The organism is Orrella marina (genome assembly GCF_003058465.1).
In the GTDB taxonomy this organism is placed as follows: domain Bacteria; phylum Pseudomonadota; class Gammaproteobacteria; order Burkholderiales; family Burkholderiaceae_B; genus Algicoccus; species Algicoccus marinus.
Genome location: NZ_CP028901.1, coordinates 72,922 through 94,407, shown reverse-complemented (window position 1 = coordinate 94,407; position 21,486 = coordinate 72,922). Strand labels below are relative to the sequence as shown.

Annotated in this window: 16 protein-coding genes and 1 pseudogene; 5 read left to right on the top strand and 12 right to left on the bottom strand. The window is 58.8% G+C overall.

The features are described 5' to 3' along the window. Positions 1 to 16: 16 nt before the first annotated feature. From DBV39_RS00465 to urtA, 8 genes and pseudogenes are all read right to left on the bottom strand, one after another. Complete coding sequence (locus DBV39_RS00465) at positions 17 to 1,072, bottom strand: HlyD family secretion protein (protein ID WP_108619874.1); 1,056 nt, start codon at positions 1,070 to 1,072, stop codon at positions 17 to 19. Then, positions 1,065 to 2,693: an efflux transporter outer membrane subunit gene (locus tag DBV39_RS00460; protein WP_108619873.1), complete on the bottom strand. Its 1,629-nt coding sequence runs from the start codon at positions 2,691 to 2,693 to the stop codon at positions 1,065 to 1,067. Before DBV39_RS00460 ends, DBV39_RS00465 begins: the two co-directional genes overlap by 8 nt. A gap of 55 nt (positions 2,694 to 2,748) precedes the next feature. Beyond that, positions 2,749 to 3,447, bottom strand: a complete 699-nt coding sequence (locus tag DBV39_RS00455; protein ID WP_108619872.1) for a TetR/AcrR family transcriptional regulator — start codon at positions 3,445 to 3,447, stop codon at positions 2,749 to 2,751. 372 nt (positions 3,448 to 3,819) lie between these two features. Further along, complete coding sequence (gene urtE / locus DBV39_RS00450) at positions 3,820 to 4,518, bottom strand: urea ABC transporter ATP-binding subunit UrtE (protein WP_108619871.1); 699 nt, start codon at positions 4,516 to 4,518, stop codon at positions 3,820 to 3,822. A gap of 2 nt (positions 4,519 to 4,520) precedes the next feature. Beyond that, a complete protein-coding gene (gene urtD, locus DBV39_RS00445; protein WP_108619870.1) occupies positions 4,521 to 5,363 on the bottom strand; it encodes an urea ABC transporter ATP-binding protein UrtD in 843 nt (280 codons plus the stop codon). Then, positions 5,360 to 6,538 carry an urea ABC transporter permease subunit UrtC gene (urtC, locus tag DBV39_RS00440; protein WP_108619869.1) on the bottom strand — a complete coding sequence of 393 codons (1,179 nt, stop codon included), beginning with the start codon at positions 6,536 to 6,538 and terminating at the stop codon, positions 5,360 to 5,362. Before urtC ends, urtD begins: the two co-directional genes overlap by 4 nt. Then, positions 6,538 to 8,199: an urea ABC transporter permease subunit UrtB gene (gene urtB, locus DBV39_RS00435; RefSeq protein WP_108623002.1), complete on the bottom strand. Its 1,662-nt coding sequence runs from the start codon at positions 8,197 to 8,199 to the stop codon at positions 6,538 to 6,540. Before urtB ends, urtC begins: the two co-directional genes overlap by 1 nt. A gap of 170 nt (positions 8,200 to 8,369) precedes the next feature. After that, positions 8,370 to 9,622: pseudogene (gene urtA / locus DBV39_RS00430) on the bottom strand (urea ABC transporter substrate-binding protein). Between the two features lie 533 nt (positions 9,623 to 10,155). Between urtA and DBV39_RS00425 the strand changes: the two are divergent. Both DBV39_RS00425 and DBV39_RS00420 read left to right on the top strand, forming a co-directional pair. Then, positions 10,156 to 11,256, top strand: a complete 1,101-nt coding sequence (locus DBV39_RS00425; protein ID WP_159078696.1) for an Rpn family recombination-promoting nuclease/putative transposase — start codon at positions 10,156 to 10,158, stop codon at positions 11,254 to 11,256. Between the two features lie 104 nt (positions 11,257 to 11,360). Then, complete coding sequence (locus DBV39_RS00420; RefSeq protein ID WP_108619867.1) at positions 11,361 to 11,681, top strand: RpnC/YadD family protein; 321 nt, start codon at positions 11,361 to 11,363, stop codon at positions 11,679 to 11,681. A gap of 217 nt (positions 11,682 to 11,898) precedes the next feature. On the opposite strand, the gene DBV39_RS00415 is transcribed toward DBV39_RS00420, so the two are convergent. The 4 genes from DBV39_RS00415 to DBV39_RS00400 form a co-directional block, all read right to left on the bottom strand. Beyond that, positions 11,899 to 13,107 carry an ABC transporter permease gene (locus DBV39_RS00415; protein ID WP_108619866.1) on the bottom strand — a complete coding sequence of 403 codons (1,209 nt, stop codon included), beginning with the start codon at positions 13,105 to 13,107 and terminating at the stop codon, positions 11,899 to 11,901. Further along, a complete protein-coding gene (locus DBV39_RS00410; protein WP_108623001.1) occupies positions 13,107 to 13,847 on the bottom strand; it encodes an ABC transporter ATP-binding protein in 741 nt (246 codons plus the stop codon). The genes DBV39_RS00415 and DBV39_RS00410 overlap by 1 nt, the downstream gene beginning before the upstream one ends. Positions 13,848 to 13,903: 56 nt before the next feature. After that, a complete protein-coding gene (locus DBV39_RS00405; protein WP_108619865.1) occupies positions 13,904 to 15,250 on the bottom strand; it encodes an efflux RND transporter periplasmic adaptor subunit in 1,347 nt (448 codons plus the stop codon). A 66-nt stretch (positions 15,251 to 15,316) separates the two neighbouring features. Beyond that, positions 15,317 to 16,831, bottom strand: a complete 1,515-nt coding sequence (locus DBV39_RS00400; RefSeq protein ID WP_108619864.1) for an efflux transporter outer membrane subunit — start codon at positions 16,829 to 16,831, stop codon at positions 15,317 to 15,319. A gap of 549 nt (positions 16,832 to 17,380) precedes the next feature. Here DBV39_RS00400 and DBV39_RS00395 point away from each other — a divergent pair. The 3 genes from DBV39_RS00395 (at position 17,381) to DBV39_RS00385 (ending at position 21,314) form a co-directional block, all read left to right on the top strand. Beyond that, positions 17,381 to 19,915 carry a heavy metal translocating P-type ATPase gene (locus tag DBV39_RS00395; RefSeq protein WP_108623000.1) on the top strand — a complete coding sequence of 845 codons (2,535 nt, stop codon included), beginning with the start codon at positions 17,381 to 17,383 and terminating at the stop codon, positions 19,913 to 19,915. Then, a complete protein-coding gene (cueR, locus tag DBV39_RS00390; protein ID WP_108619863.1) occupies positions 19,912 to 20,346 on the top strand; it encodes a Cu(I)-responsive transcriptional regulator in 435 nt (144 codons plus the stop codon). Before DBV39_RS00395 ends, cueR begins: the two co-directional genes overlap by 4 nt. A gap of 71 nt (positions 20,347 to 20,417) precedes the next feature. Then, on the top strand, positions 20,418 to 21,314 hold the full coding sequence (locus DBV39_RS00385; protein ID WP_108619862.1) for a universal stress protein: 897 nt from the start codon (positions 20,418 to 20,420) through the stop codon (positions 21,312 to 21,314). Positions 21,315 to 21,486 lie beyond the last annotated feature (172 nt).

Below are 21,486 nucleotides of genomic sequence, written 5' to 3'. Positions count from 1 at the left end.
CTCTCACACCACCTGATCACGGCCTGACCTGCAGACTCTCGGGCCAGGTATCGGAGCCATCGAGCGAGACCCAGGTCACGCCCGGCAACCCTGTTTTAAGGACCTGACGATGAGCATCTATGTAATCCGGGTCCACATTCGCCTTGATGCGAAACATCATCTTCTGGCGTTCATCTGCGGTCTCAACGGTTTTAGGGGTGAACTGGGCTGTACTTGAGACATACGTCACCTTCGCGGGCAAGGGGCGATCGGGAAACGCATCGAGCACTATCCTCGCGGGTGCACCGACACGGACCTGACCTGTTTCCATTTCGGGCAGAAAAAACGTCATGTGTGCATCATCCAGATCCACCAGATTCAGGATAGGCGCGCCGGCTCCCACCACCTCGGATTCCCGGGCGATGATGAACTGGATCCTGCCAGATCTCGGTGCATCGATTTCGCTGTCGGCGAGCTCGGCATCCACACGTGCAACCGAGGCCTGTGCGGCTTGCACCATCGACTCGGCCGCAGCCACTTCAGCCTGCACCGCATCGACCGCAGCACGGGCAGCGTTCACCTGCGCGCTGGCTGCATTCACGTTTGCCTGGGCACTGTTCACCCGGGCCTGGTCATCTTCGAGCTCCTGAACCGACGCAGCCCCTTCCTTTGACAGAATCCGCGTGCGTTCCAGTCGTCTGGCAGCCGAGTCCTGATCATTGCGGCGCATGACCTCCATGGCCTGTGCTGCGGCCAGATCGCTCTGACGCACTGCCACCTGCGCATTGGCGCTGGCAACTGCCTGGCGGGCCTGCTGCAAACGGGCCTGGGCCTCGTCTCGCTGGGCGCGCAGTGTCATGACATCCATGCTGACCAGCGGCTGGCCTTCCTGCACATAATCACCTTCAGCAACCAGTACGTTGCCGATTCGGCCCGGCATCTTGGAGGCGATGTCGACTTCAATCGCCTCGATGCGACCATTGCCACTGACAAAGTTGGGTCCATATCCGCCATTGTCAAAGCGGTTGATACCCAGCCAGGTCGCCCCGCCCAGGGCCACAAGCACGACAGCTCCAGCCACCCATTTATTCATCTGTATTCACCTGCTCAGTTTGTTGCTTGCGCGATGTATCTGCGAGGAGCTGATTCTGCGGTGCATCCGCAAGTCGCTCACTGCTCTGACCAGAAACCCGTATCGGATCGGCCCCCAGCGCCGCATACAGCCTGACACCTGCCAGGACTAGTGCGAGCTCCTGGCGAACCAGCTCCTGCTCGACCTGCAACAGGGCGCGCTGGGCGTCGAGCACCTCGAAGTAAGATGATGACCCGCGCTCAAACCGCAAGCGAACCAGGCGCGCGCGCTCGGACTGGGCCTGCACGGCCCTGCGCTGGATCTGCACCCGCTGCTGCAACGCCTCCCGATCGGCCAGGGCGTCCGAGACCTCGCGAAATGCCTGCTCGATGGCCTTTTCATATTCGACGACCGCGATCTCTTTTCTGACTTGCGCGAGATCCAGATTGTTCTGCAGCCGCTGCCCGTCAAATATCGGTAGTGACAGACTCGGCGAGAACAGCCATGCCCGGCTGGCCGAATCAAAAAGACCCGACAGATCGGTGCTCACACCTGCCACAGCACCGTTGAGGGTGACGCTCGGAAAGAACGCTGCGCGCGCAACCCCAATATTCGCGTTGGCGCCTTTGAGTCGATTCTCGGCAGCGACAATGTCAGGTCTGAACAAAAGCAGTTCCGACGGCAGTCCGGCACCGATCTCCGGCAGACTGAGATCAGCCTGAATCGCATCACCGGTCGCCTGCATCGCTGAAAGAACAGAATAATCTGCCGTCAGTACAGCGAGCTGGTTCAGTCTGGACTGGCGTTGCTGCCCGAGCTCGGCCACCATTGCCTGGGCCTGGGTCAGCAAGGTTTCAGCCTCCGCCACCTCGAGTCGGGTACCCGAGCCTACGGCGTGACGTCGCCGGAACATGTCATAGGTACGCTGACGGGTCGAGACCGCTTCCTGGGCAATATCCAGCTGGTCATCAATGGCTGCAATGGCATAGTAAGTCGATGCGACCTGGGCAATCAGTGTTAGCGCAGCGGCCTGCTGTGCTGATTCAGTCACAAGGTAGTTGCGTAACGCCGCTTCATTCAGGTTGCGGATCCTGCCCCAGAAATCCAGCTCCCAGGAGGCAATCCCTGCAACCGAGTACTGCGTGATGGTCTGCGTCGTTCCGAGCGGAGAAACTTCCCCAGGCAATCCGACTCTCGATGCGCCCGCATCGGCACGCAAGCCAGGATACAGACTCGAGCGTTCGATTCCGTAAAGCGCTTGCGCTTCGCGTATACGCAGTGTCATGACCTCCAGTTCACGGTTGTTCTCCAGTGCAGACCGGATCAGCACCTGCAACCTGGGGTCGGTGAAATAGTCTTCCCAACCCAGTCGCACCAATGGTTCGGCGCTTGCAACCGGATACTGACCGGGCACTGGACTATCTGGCTGCTCATAAGGTGGCGCAAACGAACATGCGGAAAGGGAAACGATCACACCCGTCACAATCGTCAGGATGGTTGTATGTCGGGCGCCAGGCCACTTCCGGCCGGATTCGCCCGGACGGTCGACCGACACAGGACGAGACACATCGTCTCCCGGCCGGGAGGCGACACGCGCCCACGCCAGGCCAAGGCCAGCTAGCGGACGTTTCACGAGGGCCATGAAGACTCCATCCCGTTCTTGTGCGAGCCGTTTGTGGTCGGGCAATATCGATTCATCAGCGTGCTTCCTCCTTGAAAAGCAGCAACTCTTTGAGCAGACAGGACAGGTCCTGCTGAACCTGATCACGATCAAACTCCTGCGCGCCAGTCCTCACCAGTTGTGCAACCATCGCATGCACCACTGGAGACAGGGCCAGCCAGGGTTTCTCGACCACCATACTGGGTCGACAGGAGCCGTTGGCAACGCAGCGCTGTAACAGCAGGCCCAGTTCTGCCTGCACGCTGTGCATACTGTTTTCAAGCCAGGAGTCAACGACTTCTGGCACGCGCCAGCCGTCGGCCAGCAGTATCCTGAACACCAGCATCGTCTGTTCGTCGGCGAGCCCCTGCGTCAGCAACGCACTGAGCTCATCAATGAGTTGTGGCATGGGGGGCAGTTCGCTGAAAGCGTCCTGCAAGTTGATCGCAGAGCCGGACAGGTTGTGCCGCAGTAGCGCCTCGAACACCGCTTCCTTGCCCGAGAAATGCGCGTAGAAGCCCCCTTTGGACAGACCCGCTGCGGCGGCAATGTCCTGGACCCGGGTCTGCTGAAACCCACGGCGCGCAAACTCCTGGGCAGCCGCCTGCAGAATTTGCGGGATACGTTCTTCGGGACTCAATCGCTGCCGCCCCCCCGCTGTCGGTGGCGCCACTGCAGATGCATCCGGATTCGCAGGATCAAGTGAGTCGAAAGTACTGTTGGACACGACCGACATGACAAAGCTCTCCCATCAGGTTTGATACCGGGAGGGTCAGCCTGGTGCATGGACACCTCGCCCGATCACCAGGATGGATCAACGCGACTGACAATCCTCCCAAGAAACCGACTGGTCGGTATTTAATGAAGAAGCATACTTCAGCAATCAGTCGGCTACAAGGAGTATCTCTGCATGGGATTGATCTGGAACAAGACAAGTGAATCAGGCAGTCTGCAGTTTCAATTTCAACGAAACCGGAGCAAGACGATCCGCGTTTGGGAAGCGGGCGCGGGGGCTCATTGATCGAGTACTTGAGGAATTGCACTGCTTTAGACGGCACATACGAGCCGGCAGCTTTGTCGTCGTACTGAGCACCCTTCTGTCAACGGTTCAGACCGAGAGCAGCTCTCGCACTGCAGGGTCCCCCATCTGGTCCCGGTCACCACTGGCAACCACTTCACCACGAGACATGACCAGAAAGGCGTCTGCAAGCTCATGCGCAAAATCAAAGTATTGTTCGCACAGGATGATGGCCATCTCTGACTGGTCGCGCAGCATGGCAATCACTCGTGCGATGTCCTTGATGATGGACGGCTGAATACCCTCAGTCGGCTCATCAAATATGATCACGTCCGGACGTGAGACCATGGCACGCGCAATTGCCAGTTGCTGTTGCTGACCACCCGAGAGGTCCCCTCCCCGGCGACTGAGCATGGTTTTTAGAACCGGAAACAGGTCAAAGATCTCGGCTGGAATGTCACGCGCCTGACGGGCGGGCAGCCCCGCCATGCCCATGCGTATGTTCTCCTGGACAGTCAATCTGGAAAAAATTTCCCGCCCCTGTGGCACGTAGGCAATCCCCAGACGTGCCCGCTTGTGTGAGGGCAGCCTGGAAATGTTCTTGTCCTTGAACAGAATCTGCCCCTGGCGAATCGGCTCGACTCCGACCAGACATTTCAGCAAGGTGGTCTTGCCCACCCCGTTGCGCCCGAGAACCGCCAGGCACTGACCGGCCTGGACAGAGAGCGACACCCCACGCAAGGTGTGACTGCCGCCGTAGTCGTGATGAACGTCGATTGCCTGCAACATGATCACCGCCCCAGATACACTTCAATCACTTTCGGATCGTTCTGCACGGCCTGCATGGACCCTTCTGCCAGAACGCTGCCCTCGCAGAGCACAGTCACCTTGCCATCGCCGGCGATCGCGCCCACAAAGTCCATGTCATGCTCGACGACCATCAACGAGTGCTGACCCTTGAGCGCCAGAAACAACTCGGCCGTGCGTTCAGTTTCCGCATCAGTCATGCCCGCCACCGGCTCATCAAGCAGCAGCAAGCGTGGCTCCTGCATCAGCAACATGCCGATCTCGAGCCACTGCTTCTGTCCATGGGATAACAATCCGGCCAACTGGTGCATCTGTGGCTGCAAGCGCAGCAACTCCACTGTCTTTTCAATCCGCTCACGCTCGCTTCCCGTCAGACGGGCAAACAAGGTCGGCCAGACGGACTTGTCGGTTTTAAGGGCAAGTTCAAGGTTCTCGAAAACCGTGTGGTGCTCGAAAACAGTCGGGCGCTGAAACTTCCGACCGATTCCGGCGTGTGCGATGCTGGCCTCGCTCATGCCCGTCAGATCGTAATTCTGCCCAAAGTACACTCGACCGGCGCCCGGACGGGTCTTGCCGGTGATGACATCCATCATGGTGGTTTTGCCCGCACCGTTCGGTCCGATGATGCAGCGCAACTCACCCACACCGATGTCCAGGCTCAGACGGTTCAACGCCCGGAATCCGTCGAACTCCACTGTGACATCCTCCAGATAGAGGATCACGCCATGGCTCAGATCGACCGCTGTGGGCGCCATCCGTCCGTAACCTGGCGTATCGCCAGACCCCAATGCGTACTCACCCGTCTCGACAGGCAGATCGGTTCTCATGCCAGGCGCTCCTGTTTGCGTTGCAGCAGTTTTCTGGCAAGACCCACGATGCCCTGGGGTAGCAACACGGTGACCAGCACGAACAGCAGACCCAGGGCGTATAACCAGTACTCGGGAAAGGCACTGGTGAACCAGGTCTTGAGTGCGTTGACCGTCCCCGCACCGATGATTGGGCCTACCAGTGTGCCACGGCCACCCGTGGCCACCCAGACCACCATTTCAATCGAGTTCTCCGGCGACATTTCGCTCGGATTGATGATGCCGACCTGGGTCACATAGAGCGCGCCGGCCAGACCGCACATCATGGCCGAGACGGTCCACACAAAAAGCTTGAAACCCAGCGGCTCGTATCCCAGGAACCGCATCCGGCTCTCGGCATCCCGGATGGCAGTCAGAACCCGGCCGAGCTTGGACTGGGTGATGGCGCGAGCCAGCAGCAGGCAACCGAGCAATGCCATCAGGCTGACCCAGTACAGGCCTGCCCGGGTCTGGGCCGAGGTGATGTCGAATCCCAGTATGGTCTTGAAGCCAGTAAATCCGTTGTTGCCACCAAAACCGGTCTCGTTCCTGAAGAAAAGCAACATGGCGGCAAACGTCAGCGCCTGGGTGATGATGGAGAAGTACACGCCAGTGATGCGCGAGCGAAACGCAAAGTACCCGAACACGAATGCCAGCAGCCCCGGCGCCACCAGCGCCAGCAGCCAGGCATATGGTGCGTACTCGGTGAAACTCCAGTACCAGGGTATCTCCTTCCAGCTCAGAAACACCATGAACTCGGGGAGCGCCTGCGGGGTCGGGGTCGATGCCCGCATCAGGTACATCCCGTGCGCATAGCCTCCCAGTGCAAAGAACAGTCCATGTCCCAGCGACAGGATGCCTGCGTACCCCCAGACCAGATCCAGCGCGAGCGCCGCCAGCGCAAAACACAGAAACTTCCCTAAGAGGCTGACTGTGTAATCCGGCACGTACAGCGCGTGCGCCTCGGGCAGGATGAGATTGAGCGCAGGGAGCAAGGCCAGGACGGCAGCAACTGTCAGGATCGCGCCATAGGCGCGCGCGCTGAACAGACCAGTGCGTGCCCCGGAAAATGACCCCGAAACTGAAGGGAACTCAGTGCGCACTCTTGCACCCTGCCCCGGATCTGACCCGGTTGATATCGAAATGGATTTGGTCATCACGCGCTCCGGCCTTTGGGTGCGAACAGCCCTTGCGGCCGTTTCTGCACAAACAGAATGATGAACATGAGGATGGCGATCTTGGCGATCACAGTCCCCGTGAAGGGTTCAATGAATTTGTTGAGCGTGCCCAGACCGATCGCGGCCACCACGGTTCCGGCCAGCTGTCCGACACCCCCCAGCACCACCACCATGAATGAGTCGACAATATAGGCACGCCCCAGATCAGGTCCCACATTTCCCAGCTGCGAGAGTGCAACCCCGGCCAGTCCAGCAATACCGGACCCGAGTCCGAACGCCAGCATGTCAATGCGTCCGGTGGGCACCCCGACACACCCGGCCATGGTGCGGTTCTGAGTGATCGCCCGCACAAACAGTCCCAGCCGGGTGTGCTGGAGAATGACCCAGACCAGCATCACCACCAGAAAGGCGAACACCACAATCGCGATCCGGTTGTAACTGAGCACCAGGCTACCCATGACCTGCACTCCGCCTGACATCCAGGACGGGTTGGAGACTTCGACATTCTGTGCGCCAAACAGGGTGCGCACGCCCTGCATCAAGATGAGACTCACGCCCCAGGTCGCCAGCAAGGTTTCCAGCGGACGGCCGTACAGCCAGCGGATGACAGTACGCTCAAGCACCATGCCCACGGATCCAGCGATGACAAAGGCCACTGGCAGGGCTGCAAGGACATACCAGTCCATGGCCTGCGGAAACCAGAGCTTGAAGACGGACTGAACGAGATAAGTGGAGTACGCGCCAATCATCAGCAGTTCGCCATGAGCCATATTGATCACACCCATGAGACCAAAGGTGATCGCCAGTCCGAGCGCGGCCAGCAACAGAACGCTGCCCAGGCTAACCCCGTAAAAAAGGTTACCCACCCAGGACTGCAGTTGCTGCCAGGATCGGATCCGGTCCAGAGCATCCTGAGCCGCTTCGCGTACTTCGACCGACTCAACCGGATTGCCCTGCGCATCGCTTGCAAGCAGACCCGTCAGCACGCTGATGAACTGCCCGGATCCGGACTCACCCAGTTTCTCGATTGCCATGAGACGGGTCGCGAGATCGTCTGACCGCAAGCTGGCGCTGGCTATCGCAATCTCGATTGCGTCCCTGATCTCGGCGCGGGTCTCGCTTTCGAGGGCTTGCTGCAGGATGGGCAGACGCGCCGGGTCCGCTTCACCCTGCAGGCGGCGTGCAGCGGCCAGTCGCCGGGCAGCGCTGCCACCGAGCAACTCCGAACTGGCCAGGGCTGACTGTAAGGCCGAACGCAACCGGTTGTTCATCCGGACTTTACGCAGTTCTGAACCGGGCGCACTGGTCGAGATAACAGGTTGACCAGTCGTCACGTCCAGAAACTGGTCCGGCTCTGTTTCGATCACCATGTCACCCGATGCACTAACGTAAAGAGTCGACTGGGCAAGCGCCTGCAGGACCTCGAGGGCGCGAACCTCTCGTGAGAGTCCAAGCGCCTCGATCGCTCCGAGCCGGGTGGTCGTATCAGAACTGGCCAGATCAGTCGCCAGTCGCGATACCTTGACGGGCCAGTCCTGATCACCGGGGACAGCCTCAGGTGCCTGGGCAGACAACGCCCCGGAAAACAGCCCCGATATCAGAAACAGGATTGTCAGCCATCCTCGTGCCAAGTTCTGCATGTCCATGTGCTCCGATATCGGGTCGATTTCTATCTGGTGTGCATGTGGCGTACATGTGGCGTACATGTGGCGCGCATGTGGCGTGCACTCGCTGTCTGAGAACTTGCGACCAGAGAGACTGGCCGCTCACCCTGAGCTCAGACAGCTATGCCAACTGGGCACACCGCGGATCAGAGTCCCTGTTTGTCCTCGTTACCCGGAATGAATGGGCTCCATGGCTGGGCCCGGACCGGACCATCGGTCTGCCAGACCACTTCGAACTGGCCATCTGGCTGGATTTCCCCAATGTAGACAGGCTTGTGCAGATGATGATTGGTCTCATCCATCTTGATTGTGTATCCGTCGGGCGCTGCAAAGGTCTGACCACCCATGGCCTCAATGACATTGTCGACATTGGTCGTGCCTGCCTGCTCGACAGCCTGCTTCCACATGTTGATGCCGATGTAGGTTGCCTCCATCGGATCGTTTGTCACGGCGGTCTGCCAGTTCGGCAGGTTCTTGTCCTTGGCGTAGGCTTTCCACTTTTCGACGAACGCCTTGTTCTGCGGGTTCTCCAGGGACTCAAAATAGTTCCAGGCGGCAAGGTGGCCTACCAGTGGCTTGGTATCCACGCCTCTGAGTTCCTCTTCACCGACCGAGAATGCGACAACGGGCACGTCGGTGGCCTTCAGGCCTGCATTGCCCAGTTCCTTATAGAAGGGTACGTTGGAGTCACCATTGATAGTCGACACCACAGCTGTCTTGCCACCCTGGGCAAACTTCTTGATGTTGGCAACAATGGTCTGGTAGTCGGAGTGTCCAAACGGTGTGTAGATCTCTTCAATATTCGCATCAGTGATGCCCTGCTTGTTGAGAAACTGACGCAGGATCTTGTTGGTTGTACGGGGGTAGACATAGTCGGTGCCCAGCAGTACAAAGCGCTTGGCCCCACCCCATCCTCGCTCAACAAATACTCGACTGCTGGAATGGCCTGCTGGTTGGGCGCGGCTCCGGTGTAGAACACATTCATCTCGAGCTCTTCTCCTTCGTACTGCACCGGGTAGAAGAGCAACCCGTTAAGCTCCTCGAACACGGGAAGAACCGACTTGCGTGACACCGAGGTCCAGCAACCAAACACGACTGCGACCTGGTCCTTGGTCAACAGCTCGCGTGCCTTCTCGGCAAACAGTGGCCAGTTGGAGGCCGGGTCCACGACCACGGGCTCGAGCATCTTGCCCATCACCCCGCCTTTGGCATTGATCTCATCAATGGTCATAAGAGCTACGTCCTTGAGGGAGGTCTCCGAGATCGCCATCGTCCCGGAAAGCGAGTGCAGGATGCCGACCTTGATGGTGTCAGTCGCGGCAAATGACTGTGGCATCCAGCCGACCGAAGCGAGCAGGCAGGCCGCCGAGAGTTGCTTGAGCATGAGTCTGCGTTTCATGGTTGTACTCCTATTGGATGAGGTGGATCAGACTTGCGGGTATGGCCCTCGCACGACAACCACCAGGGCACACGATTGCAAAGCAATTTCCGTGCCAGAAACGGGTCGGCTTGTGTAAACGGGGAACTTTTTGCCAGCAATCAACATGCACGGTGACGTCTGATGATGTCAAAGTCGCAGATGCAAGGCGCTATGGTGATCCGGCATGAGCAAACGATCCGGGATCGCCTGGATCGATGGGGTACGCTGGCAAGGGCACACCTATCATGAGTCAAGGCATCAAGATGATGCCTGGGCGAGACACGCGCACTGCATAAGCAGTCCAGGTTGGCCCATGAACCAGGTGAAATGCATACCTTCAGCGCTTTGTGCCCCAAACTGACGCATGCACTGGTGCAGCGTGCAGCGCCAGATCGGCCATCACGGATCAGCATCAGGCATTTTTACGCATGGCAGAGCGTGGACATTGCGGCTATTGCATTTCTCGTGGCAACTCTATTCTGGTGGACCTTTTTCCTGATCCAGAAATACCCATGACCCAGAACGACCCTAGCTATCGACAGCTCTTTGGCAACCACGCCGTGATGCGTGACTTGCTACGCCTGCCATGGCTGCGCCAGCTTGGCGTGACGCTTGATCTTGACACCCTTCGCCCAGGCGATTGCACCGATCTCGTCACCACCCGTCTGCGCCAGCGCCGTGTCGATATCCTCTGGCAGGCACGTACCCTGGACGACCAGCCTGCGTGCATCCAGATCCATGTCGAACACCAGTCACAACCTCGACAGGACATGGCGCTGCGCATGATGACTTACCGCGGCCTGCTGTACGAAGACCTGCGCAGCAGGCAAGCCGGGCAAGACACCCAGGCCACCGGCGGTCTGTTACCGGCCATGATTCCGATCGTGCTCTACAGCGGAATCCGACGCTGGAAGGCACCGCACCAGATACGGGACCTGATCTTGCCGGTTAACGACTTGCTCGAACCATTTCAGCCCAGGCTAAAATATATTTTACTTGACACTCAGACTCTGACCCGACAAGTTCTGGAGAGCACGGCAACCCCCGGGGCAATCACCGATGCCGATCTGCAGGACAATCTGGCATGGTTACAGTTCCGGCTTGAGCACAACAAAGGGCGCGACGATGTGATCGACTTGATACACCGTCTGGTGAGCCTGACTCAACCGTCACTCGGGCAACAGCAATCCGGCGAGCTCCACGAATCCGGTTCGCAAGGCAACAGCAGTACGCAAGACGTCTTCGCTAACTGGCTTCATTCTGTCGTGTTGCCCCGCAGTTTGCCAGCCTTGCATCAATGCAAGACTGGGTCACAAGAGAACCTGAACGCTTCGTCCACAATCAGCATTTCCGAGGTCATCAACATGCTTATGAACACACGTAACTGGGAAGAACAATGGCGACAGGAAGGGATCGAGAAGGGGATCGAGAAAGGGATCCGACAAGGCCAGGCAGCGCAACTGGCTGACACGATGTCGTATCGCTTTGGACCTATCCCTGAGGACATTCTGCTGCGCCTCGAGAACGCAAGCCCCGAAGAGCTGTCTCGATGGGCACGAAACCTGCTCGATGCGAAGAATATGGAGCAGGTGTTTACATCTGATAGCAAATAGCGTCATCAGACTAAGCACGACAGGCCGGCGAACTGATTCCCTGGGTTCTGGCTTGATACCCGCGCACTGAACCCCAATAACCACGGAAGGTGTGCGGTTCAGCCATGCAAGCCACCGACAACCTGAACGCTTCGTCCACAATCAGCATTTCCGAGGTCATCAACATGCTTATGAACACACGTAACTGGGAAGAACAATGGCGACAGGAAGGGATCGAGAAAGGGATCGAGAAAGGGATCGAGAAAGGGATCCGACAAGGCCAGGCAGCGCAACTGGCTGACACGATGTCGTATCGCTTTGGGCCTATCCCTGAGGACATTCTGCTGCGCCTCGAGAACGCAAGCCCCGAAGAGCTGTCTCGATGGGCACGAAACCTGCTCGATGCGAAGAATATGGAGCAGGTGTTTACATCTGATAGCAAATAGCGTCATCAGACTAAGCACGACAGGCCGGCGAACTGATTCCCTGGGTTCTGGCTTGATACCCGCGCACTGAACCCCAATAACCACGGAAGGTGTGCGGTTCAGCCATGCAAGCCACCTTTTTTGCTCTGACGGGCATCAATCAAGCTGAACGTCTCGATTGTCTGGTCCTGAATGCGGCTAATCCGCCGCTGGTAGCGCCCGGGGCCAGATCTGATCGTTACTCGTGTCTTAACGCATCAATCGGATCCAGGCGCGCAGCGCGTCTGGCCGGAAAGAACCCGAACACCACGCCAATCAATGCGGAAAAGACAAACGCCGTCACGTTAATCGCGGGGTTAAACAGAAAGGGCATTGACATGAGGTCCGTGACGACCAGGCAAGCAAGAAACGCAAGAATCAACCCCACCAGTCCGCCAATGGCCGACAGCACCACCGCTTCGATCAGGAACTGCAACAGCACCTCGCGCTCAAGCGCCCCGATCGCCAGTCGAATCCCGATTTCACGAGTCCGTTCGGTGACCGATACCAGCATGATGTTCATGATACCGATTCCTCCCACGAGCAGACTGACCGCCGCAACGGCGCCCAGCAACCCGGTCATGGTCTGGATCGTCCCGGACAGCGTCTGCGCAATCTGTTTGGTGTCCATGATGCTGAAATTATCCGGATCACCCGAGGCGAGTTTTCGCCGTTCGCGCATCAGCTGACTGATGGAGCGGATGGTCTGATCGACATCCGCATTGTCTGTCATGGAAAGCAGTACTGTACTGACATTCGTGTTGCCGGCAATTCGGCGCTGCATGGTAGTCAGTGGCAAGAGCACCACATCGTCCTGGTCCATACCCATTGCGCCCTGGCCTTTGGGCGAAAGCAGACCGATGATCTCGCAGTCAAAATTCCGAATCCGGATCCGGTCACCAATCGGATTGATCGCGCCAAACAACTCCTGACGCACTGTCTGCCCGATCACACACACCGATCGACCCGCGTTGAGCTCGTCCTGCGTGAAGACTCGCCCGTCCGCGAGATTCCAGTTACCCGTGATGAAGTACTCGTTATTGGTGCCAACCACGCTGGAGGACCAGTTCTTGCCATCTGACACGAGCGTGATACCGCGACTCACGGATGGGGCAACCGCCTTGAGACTCGGAATCTGCTCTCGCAACGCGTCAACGTCCTGCATCCTGAAACTCGTTGAACCGGCTGCATCGCTCCCGGGTCCGAGTCGCTGGCTCGGACGCATCACGAGCAGGTTACTACCCAGACTGGAAATGCTGTCAGACACCATCTGGGTTGCACCATTGCCCAGGGTCACCATGGTCACGACTGCCCCCACACCGATCACGATACCCAGCACGGTCAGAAACGAACGCAGCAAGTTGCGGCGAATCGCTCTGAACGCGAGTAGAAATGCGTTACCCCACATTAATCGTTCTCCATGCCGGTGGCAGATCCCACCGTGGCCGTCTGAAACACGTCGCTGCGAACCTCGCCATCCACAAATGTCACGATCCGTTGCGCATAAGCTGCCATCTCGGACTCATGAGTCACCATCAGCACGGTGATGCCCTTGTCCTGATTCAGTTGTGACAACAGGCTCATGATCTCCTTGCTGCGAGAGGTATCCAGGTTGCCAGTGGGTTCGTCTGCCAGCAGCACCAGGGGATTTGTCACGATCCCGCGAGCAATCGCCACCCGCTGCTGCTGCCCCCCAGACAGTTCGGCCGGGGTGTTTTTCTCCCAGCCATTCAGACCGACCAGTCGGAGTGCGTCCATGGCCAGCTTCCTTCTGACCGGGGCGGGCTCACCCCGGTACAAGAGGGGCAGTTCCACATTCTCCAGCGCCGAAGTCCGAGCCAGCAGATTGAAACCTTGAAACACAAATCCGAGCGCAGTACGCCTGAGAATGGCGCGCTGATTGCGATCCAGTGTATGCACACCGACACCTTTGAACAGATACTCGCCCGCGGTCGGTGTATCCAGACATCCCAGAATGTTCATGGCGGTCGATTTGCCAGAGCCACTGGGCCCCATGATGGCAACAAACTCACCCGCATGAACGTCCAGATCAATCCCTTTGAGTGCCTTGAACGCCAGCGCACCTTCGCCATAGACTTTGGTGATCCCGCGCAAGCGGATCAGCGGCTCACCTGGTACGCGACTCATACTGTCCGAGTGTGCCGGGCTTTGCACTGCATCTGGTCGGGTCTGCGTCGCATCGCTCACTGAACGGTCTCCTGCGCAACGATGACCAGATCGCCCGGTTTCAGATCGCCTGAAACAATTTCAGTCAATCTGCCGTTGGAAATTCCCGAGACAACATTGACAGCTTTCGGCACACCCGCTTCAAGCACCCAGACCTGGTTGCCCGGTCCGCTCGAACCTGACTGTGGTCTGGCCCGAGGGGGCCGGCGTGGCACCAGCCTGGACACCAGACTTGGAGAGCTGGGCGCTTCCTGCGCCACTGCCTGCGGGGTATAACGCAAGGCCGCATTAGGCACCAGCAAGGCGTTATCTCGCTCTGCGGTCACGACTGTCGCTGTCGCTGTCATGCCCGGACGCAAGGCAAGATCCGAGTTGTCGACTTTCATGATGGTCTTGTAAGTCACCACGTTGTCAGTCGTGGTCGATCCAAGCCCTACCCGCTCGATCTCGGCCGGAAATGTTCTGCCTGCCCAGGCCGAAACCGTAAACGTGGCAGACAAGCCCGGCTTGATCGTCGCGACATCCGCCTCGTCGACGTTGACCTGCAACTCCATCTCCGACAGGTCCTGCGCTATGGTGAACAACACCGGGGCCGACATCGAGGCCACCACCGTATTACCCGGCTCGACCTGACGCACCAGCACCACGCCGTCAACCGGGGAGCGGATCTGCGCCTTGGAGAGGTTGGTTTCATTGGTTTTAAGATCGGCCTGCACCTGCATCACCGCCGCGCGCGCAACACTCTCGTTGGCAGTCGCCCGTTTGAGCGCAGCCTCGGCCACTTCGATTTCTGTGGCAGCCGGCACCTTGCCATTTGACAGTTTGAACACATCCCGCATTCTGGCCAGCGTTGCTTTGGCTTCAGCCACGGTTGCCTCGGCTTGCAGCACCTGCGCCTCGGCTGACGCCAGGGCAGCGCGTGACTTGGTGATCGAATCATTCAGTTTTGAGGTGTCGAGCCGAGCGAGCAACTGACCCTCAACGACCTGATCGTTTTCTTCGACAAAGACCGATTCGATGGTGCCGGAAAGCTCGGAGCCCACCTCCACTGACTGGGTGGGCTGAATCGTTCCTGTCGCCGTCGCCGTCACAACCAGCTCGCCCTGACTGGCCGGCTGGGTGAGATACCGGATCGAAGCAGTATCCCCTGCCCCGAAAAAAATGTAAGCCAGCCAGGCAGCCACCAGCACCACGGCCAGCACCGCCCACTTGCGCCAGCCAGACCGGCGCGACGACTGTCGGGCAATCAGATCCGCCAGGTCATTGCCGGCGTCCGGCTTGATGTCACGCGTAGTACCTGGTGCGGCTGCCCCCGACACTGAAGACTGGTTAACTGATTGTTCTGTTTCCGACGTGTTGCTCATATTGTTCGATTTCTCTGATTCCTGCGATGACGATCCATGTGGGCCAGATCTGGCGGCGGATTCCTACTACTGCCCCTGCGGCTGTTCCGGACTCTTGTCTGGCCCTGTCCCCAGCCCAGCCCCCAACCCTGGTTCCTGCACATCCTGCCAGCCGCCACCGAGCGCCTTGTACAACTGGATCAGAGTGGTCAGTTCGGTGGCACGAGACTGCGCGAGACTCTCCTGCGAGTTGAGCTGTGCGCGATCGGTAATCAGAACCTGCTCAAAATCCACCAGTCCGGCCTGATACAACTGGCGAGACTGGGTTGCCGCACTTGACGATGCCCGCGAGGCTTCAGTCCAGGAACGGGTCCGGTCACGCGATAGTGCATGCGCCAGCAGTGCATTCTCGACTTCCTCGAGCGCCCTCAGAACCACCGATTCGTACTCTGCCAGTGCCTGTTGTTGCGCCTCGGACTGCACATCCACCAGACTCTTGAGACGCCCGCCATCAAACAGGGTGGCTGCCAGTCTGCCAACCACCCGACTGACAAAAGCGTCCATGGTCCCTAGCCCCGTCAGGCTGTACGCGGACCAGCTGAACGAACCACCCAGAGAGAGACTGGGATAACGCTCGGCGATCTGCTCACCGACCCTTGCAGTCTGGGCCGCCAGATTTCTTTCTGCAACCTGGATGTCCGGGCGCTGGGTGATGACGACCGACGGGATCGCGCTAGCCACCTGTTCAGGCAGCCTCGGTAATGGCCGAACGGCTGACAGGCGATCGCTGACCGCGCCAGGCGGCTGTCCTGTGAGAACGGCAAGACGATTCTTCGCACGAGCCAGATTGATCTCCAGATCCGGCAGACTGGCCTGCGTCTGTGCCAGACTGGCTCTTGCCTGTTCGACATCGGTCTGTCTGGCCAGCCCTGCCTGGTTACGCCACTGCGCAATCTGTAGCGTCTGTTTCTGCGAGGCAAGGTTGCGCCGGGCAATCTCGAGTCGTTGCTGAAAGTTACGCACATCCACATAATTCTGCGCTGTCTCTGCGATCACCGACACCTGGATGTTTGCCAGGCTGGCCCGGGCAGCCTCTTCTTCAGCGGCAGCCGCTTCAACAGAACGCCTGGTCCTCCCAAAAATGTCGATCTCCCAACTGGCATCAAACCCCGCATCAAACTGGGTCTGGTCAGGTCGCATCGACGAGGAGGCTCCGTAATTTGTCGGTGTGGCGGCAGTCGACGCGGACAAGGAAGGATAAAAAGCACTCACGGCCACGGCACGACTGGCCCGAGCCTGACGCAAGCGAGCCTGCGCCGCAGCGATGGTCAAATCCGATGCCAACGCCTGGCTAACCAGCCAGTCCAGCTCGGCATCATCGAGTTGCGACCACCACGCCTGCAACTCGGCCGTGGCCTGCTCGGGGGTACGAGCCTGGGTCCCGGACGGATATATGTCGCTTTGCGTCTGCCACTGTGTAAACGCCGGGTCCTGCGGGCGAACATAGTCAGGCCCGACTGAAGGCAGACTGCTACAGCCAGCAACAAGCAGCCCGAGCGATAAACAGGCGAAACGAATAAGTCGATAGTCGTGAATCAGCATGTATGTCCAAAATTCAGTCCACCTTAGGACCGGCTTGGGCCATCCGAGTTCAAAGCAAGCGCCTCAGCCTCAAAGGCGAGCTCTTCACAGCCGGGCTGCAGGGTCAACCCGTTGACTGGTCGCGCCCGCTACGTGGACACCAGGCAGCTACCGTCCCGACAAGCGGACATTGAAGAGATGACTGCCACTGAGGGGGCCGAGATCGCAGACTATACGCAAGACAGCCACATGCAGAACACGGGGTGCGCGCACCTCACACTCGGCCCGCCAGGTCACAAAGGCCCTCATAGTACGCCAACTCCTTAGGACGGCATGGCTGGATTGTTTGTTTGCAATCAACTGAAACAGATTTATTGCCTGCAGGCTGGGTAGCGCCTCTCACACGAACATCGGCTGGCACATTACTGGCAACCATTCAAGCCCGCGATGGACCAGTTTTCGACCGGTCTTGACCTTCCCACAACGGGAAGGTTTAAGCTAGCACCATTGCAACTTCCATTGATCAGCACCTTGCTGACGGAGTCAACCATGACAGACACAGCAACCACGATGGCACCTTCTGGCCCACCCCCATCGACCACACCCAACGGTCTCACACTGTCCCTGTCCGTCGAGGGCATGACCTGCGCCTCGTGCGTCAAGCGAGTCGAGAAAGCCATTTCAAAAGTGGAAGGTGTCGACTCCGTGGCTGTGAACCTGGCTACCGAAAAGGCGACCGTTCACGCTCAGTCTTCGCTTGACTATCAGTCGGTTGTGCATGCAATCCATAAAATGGGGTACACGGTCATTGCCGACACAATCAACCTGGAAGTCGAGGGCATGACCTGCGCATCTTGCGTCTCAAGAGTCGAGCGGGTGCTCAACAAGGTGCCCGGGGTGAGCGAAGCCAGTGTCAACCTGGCGACCGAGCGTGCTTCCATTAAAGGGAGTGCTGATCCTGCTGCACTGATCCGCGCCATCAAGAAAGCCGGCTACCAGGCACGAGTGCTGCAGGACAATCCGGTACCAGACGAGGATGGGTCTGCTACTGACCGCAAAGCACTCGAGTTGCAATCCCTGCAGCATAGCCTGACGATTGCGCTCGTACTGACGCTGCCGGTGTTTGTACTGGAGATGGGTTCGCACATGATCCCGGCATTCCATCACTGGGTCATGAACACTCTCGGCACCCAGACGAGCTGGCTGATCCAGTTTGCGCTGACCACGCTGGTGCTGGTCGGTCCTGGCCGGGTCTTTTACCAGAAGGGCATACCTGCACTGCTTCACCTGGCGCCTGACATGAACTCGCTGGTCGCCATGGGCACACTGGCCGCGTACGGATTTTCAGTGGTGGCGACGTTTTTGCCGGACATCCTGCCGGCAGCGACGGTCAATGTCTATTACGAAGCCGCGGCCGTCATTGTCACGCTGATTCTGCTGGGCAGATTCCTGGAAGCGCGTGCCAAGGGACGAACATCCGAGGCCATCAAGCGCCTGGTCGGACTCCAGGCCAGAACCGCACGCGTCAAACGGGACGGCCAGAGCATTGAACTCCCGATTGACGAAGTTCGTCAGGGTGATCTGGTCGAAGTTCGCCCTGGCGAACGCATCGCCGTGGATGCCGAGGTGACCGAGGGAAGCAGTTATGTCGACGAGTCCATGATCACGGGAGAGCCCATCCCGGTCGAGAAGTCACCTGGCTCAAAAGTAGTCGGCGGCACAGTGAATCAGAAGGGTGCCATGACCCTGCGGGCAAACGCAGTTGGCCAGAACACCGTCCTGGCGCAGATCATCCGCATGGTTGAACAGGCGCAAGCAACCAAACTGCCCATCCAGGCCATGGTCGACAAGGTCACGCTCTGGTTCGTTCCTGCAGTCATGGCTGCGGCATTGCTCACATTCCTGATCTGGATGATGGCAGGCCCATCCCCGGCACTGACCTATGCCATGGTCAACGCAGTGGCTGTGCTGATCATTGCCTGCCCTTGCGCAATGGGTCTTGCGACACCGACCTCCATCATGGTCGGCACCGGACGCGGAGCCGAACTCGGCATCCTGTTTCGCAAGGGTCAGGCGCTGCAACTCTTGCGGGATGCCAAGGTCGTCGCCGTGGACAAGACCGGCACGCTCACCCAGGGAAAACCGGTGCTGACCGATCTTGAAACCGCCCCAGGGTTCGATCGCACCACCATTCTGGCCCAGGTTGCCGCAGTCGAGAACCGTTCCGAGCACCCGATTGCCCGCGCCATCGTACAGGCCGCACAGGACGAGGGCATTCAGATCGCCGATGCGACAGCATTCGAATCACTGACAGGGCTGGGCGTACGTGCGACGGTCACCCTACCTGATGCACCATCGGCTCAGCTCCAGGTCGGCGCGCAGCATTTCATGGACAGTCTGGGGATTGATACGTCTGTTTTTCGGGAAAGCGCGCAACAGATGGCTGAACAAGGCAAGTCACCACTTTATGCAGCGGTCGACGGACATCTCGCGGCCATCATTGCGGTATCCGACCCGATCAAACCCACCACGCCGGGTGCCATCAAGGCCTTGCATGATCTGGGTCTGAAAGTGGCCATGATTACGGGTGACAACGAGCGCACCGCACATGCAATTGCCGCAAGCCTGGGGATCGACGAGGTCGTCGCCCAGGTTCTGCCCGATGGCAAAGTCGAGGCGGTCAAACGGCTGCAAGCCCGATACGGTTGTCTGGCTTTCATTGGTGATGGCATCAACGATGCGCCCGCTCTGGCGCAAGCCGACGTGGGGCTGGCTGTGGGTACCGGCACGGATGTGGCGATGGAGGCAGCCGATGTGGTACTGATGTCGGGCAATCTGCAATCGGTTCCCAATGCCATTGCACTGTCAAAGGCCACGATCGACAACATCCGCCAGAACCTCTTCTGGGCCTTCGCCTACAACACGGCACTGATCCCGATTGCCGCTGGCGTCCTTTATCCGGCCTACGGCATCTTGCTGTCGCCGATTTTTGCGGCAGGTGCCATGGCACTATCAAGCGTGTTTGTGCTGTCAAACGCGCTGCGGCTAAAGCGGTTTCATCCCCCGGCCGGGGAGACAACACCCGCAAAAGGGGTCGGCGCATGAATATCGGGCAAGCGGCCAGTGCCAGTGGAGTAACCGCCAAAATGATTCGTTACTACGAAGAAACCGGCCTGATTCCACCAGCCACGCGGGCCGCACAAGGCTACCGGATTTACAACGACAAGGATGTGCATCGCTTACGCTTTATCCGCAGTGCGCGCACACTGGGGTTCTCGATCCCGGAGATCAGTGCACTGCTCGGCCTTTGGAACGACCAGCACCGTCAGAGCAGCCAGGTCAAGGAGCTTGCGCAGGCGCACCTCGATGACCTCCAGGCGAGAATTGACGGTCTGAAGCGGATGGCCAGAACACTGCAGGACCTGATCAGCAGCTGTGCCGGCGATCATCGTGCTGACTGCCCGATTCTGGACCGGCTGGCCCGTGAAGACGCGTCTGGCCACACCGACGGGTCTCCCGGACGAGGCGAGCGATAGGCGTCTGATATGGTCGCTTTCAAGTTTGCTTGGTATCATCCAGAAGGATATGACTGATAAAGGAGTCCACCATGAGCGGGCTGAGCAGAATACTGATTGCAACCGATCTGTCAGAGTCCTCCCGGATTGCGGTGGTACGAGGGCTGGACCTTGCTCAGACCCATGACCTCGAATGCACGATCGTGCACGTGTTGCCTCGCGATCTGATGTTCGATATCCAGCATCTGATCTCAAAGTGGGACAGCACATTCGAGCGCGACGCGATCGAACGTCAGACTCGGGAACTCAACCGCAGCGTTCAGTCCGTCCTAAAAAACCGGGAAATCAACGCGCACACCCGTTTGCGAACCGGCAAACCGGCTGAAGAGATTGCGCAACAGGCACGAGAAAGCCAGGCCGATCTGCTGGTCGTGAGCTCGCACGGAAAGGGACTGGTCAAGAGACTGCTTGTCGGCAGCACCACGCTTGGCGTCCTGCAAGACGCGCCCTGCCCGGTACTGGTGGTCAGAACCGAACAAGCACGGCCCTACCAAAAAGCTTTGCTGGCGATCGATTTTTCTGAAACCAGTCGCACGGTCGTCCAGCTTGCCAGACGCTACGCTTCGAACGCCCACCTGGTGATGACGCACAGCTTGCGCGCACCGTATGACGAAATGCAGAGACTTGCCCTGCTGGACAAGGCGCAGACCCAGGCATACATTGATTCGGCCAGACACCAGGCCGAAGACCGTTTGCATCAACTGGCCGAATCCGCAGGCATTTCCAGCAAGCAATACACCGTTCAGGTCCTGGACAACCACTCTCCCGAAGCGATGCTCGCAGCGCAACTGTCCCAAGACTGCGATCTGATCGTGACCGGCAAGCACGGGCGCCATGCCACCCGCGACCGGATTCTGGGTAGTTTCACGCAATCCATCCTGACTCATGCCACGTGCGATGTCCTGGTTGCGCAGCCTCGCAACGGTTGATGCCCCAGGCGCAGGCGGAAGATCACCTTGATGGCGCGTGTGCACAAAGTCGCGATTAACGGGAACCTCTACCTGCCGTAGACCGTCAAATCCGGTCCATACTGCGATCAATACCGCAGCTTGATTGAGCATATGCAGGTGCGTGCAGCATTCTCTTGTCACGACTTTATTG

Coding starts and splice junctions, on each gene's coding strand:
- DBV39_RS00465 (WP_108619874.1), bottom strand. CDS start 1,072: ATGAATAAATGGGTGGCTGGAGCTGTCGTGCTTGTGGCCCTGGGCGGG.
- DBV39_RS00460 (WP_108619873.1), bottom strand. CDS start 2,693: ATGGCCCTCGTGAAACGTCCGCTAGCTGGCCTTGGCCTGGCGTGGGCG.
- DBV39_RS00455 (WP_108619872.1), bottom strand. CDS start 3,447: ATGTCGGTCGTGTCCAACAGTACTTTCGACTCACTTGATCCTGCGAAT.
- urtE (WP_108619871.1), bottom strand. CDS start 4,518: ATGTTGCAGGCAATCGACGTTCATCACGACTACGGCGGCAGTCACACC.
- urtD (WP_108619870.1), bottom strand. CDS start 5,363: ATGAGAACCGATCTGCCTGTCGAGACGGGTGAGTACGCATTGGGGTCT.
- urtC (WP_108619869.1), bottom strand. CDS start 6,538: ATGACCAAATCCATTTCGATATCAACCGGGTCAGATCCGGGGCAGGGT.
- urtB (WP_108623002.1), bottom strand. CDS start 8,199: ATGCAGAACTTGGCACGAGGATGGCTGACAATCCTGTTTCTGATATCG.
- DBV39_RS00425 (WP_159078696.1), top strand. CDS start 10,156: ATGACCCAGAACGACCCTAGCTATCGACAGCTCTTTGGCAACCACGCC.
- DBV39_RS00420 (WP_108619867.1), top strand. CDS start 11,361: ATGCAAGCCACCGACAACCTGAACGCTTCGTCCACAATCAGCATTTCC.
- DBV39_RS00415 (WP_108619866.1), bottom strand. CDS start 13,107: ATGTGGGGTAACGCATTTCTACTCGCGTTCAGAGCGATTCGCCGCAAC.
- DBV39_RS00410 (WP_108623001.1), bottom strand. CDS start 13,847: ATGAGTCGCGTACCAGGTGAGCCGCTGATCCGCTTGCGCGGGATCACC.
- DBV39_RS00405 (WP_108619865.1), bottom strand. CDS start 15,250: ATGAGCAACACGTCGGAAACAGAACAATCAGTTAACCAGTCTTCAGTG.
- DBV39_RS00400 (WP_108619864.1), bottom strand. CDS start 16,831: ATGCTGATTCACGACTATCGACTTATTCGTTTCGCCTGTTTATCGCTC.
- DBV39_RS00395 (WP_108623000.1), top strand. CDS start 17,381: ATGGCACCTTCTGGCCCACCCCCATCGACCACACCCAACGGTCTCACA.
- cueR (WP_108619863.1), top strand. CDS start 19,912: ATGAATATCGGGCAAGCGGCCAGTGCCAGTGGAGTAACCGCCAAAATG.
- DBV39_RS00385 (WP_108619862.1), top strand. CDS start 20,418: ATGAGCGGGCTGAGCAGAATACTGATTGCAACCGATCTGTCAGAGTCC.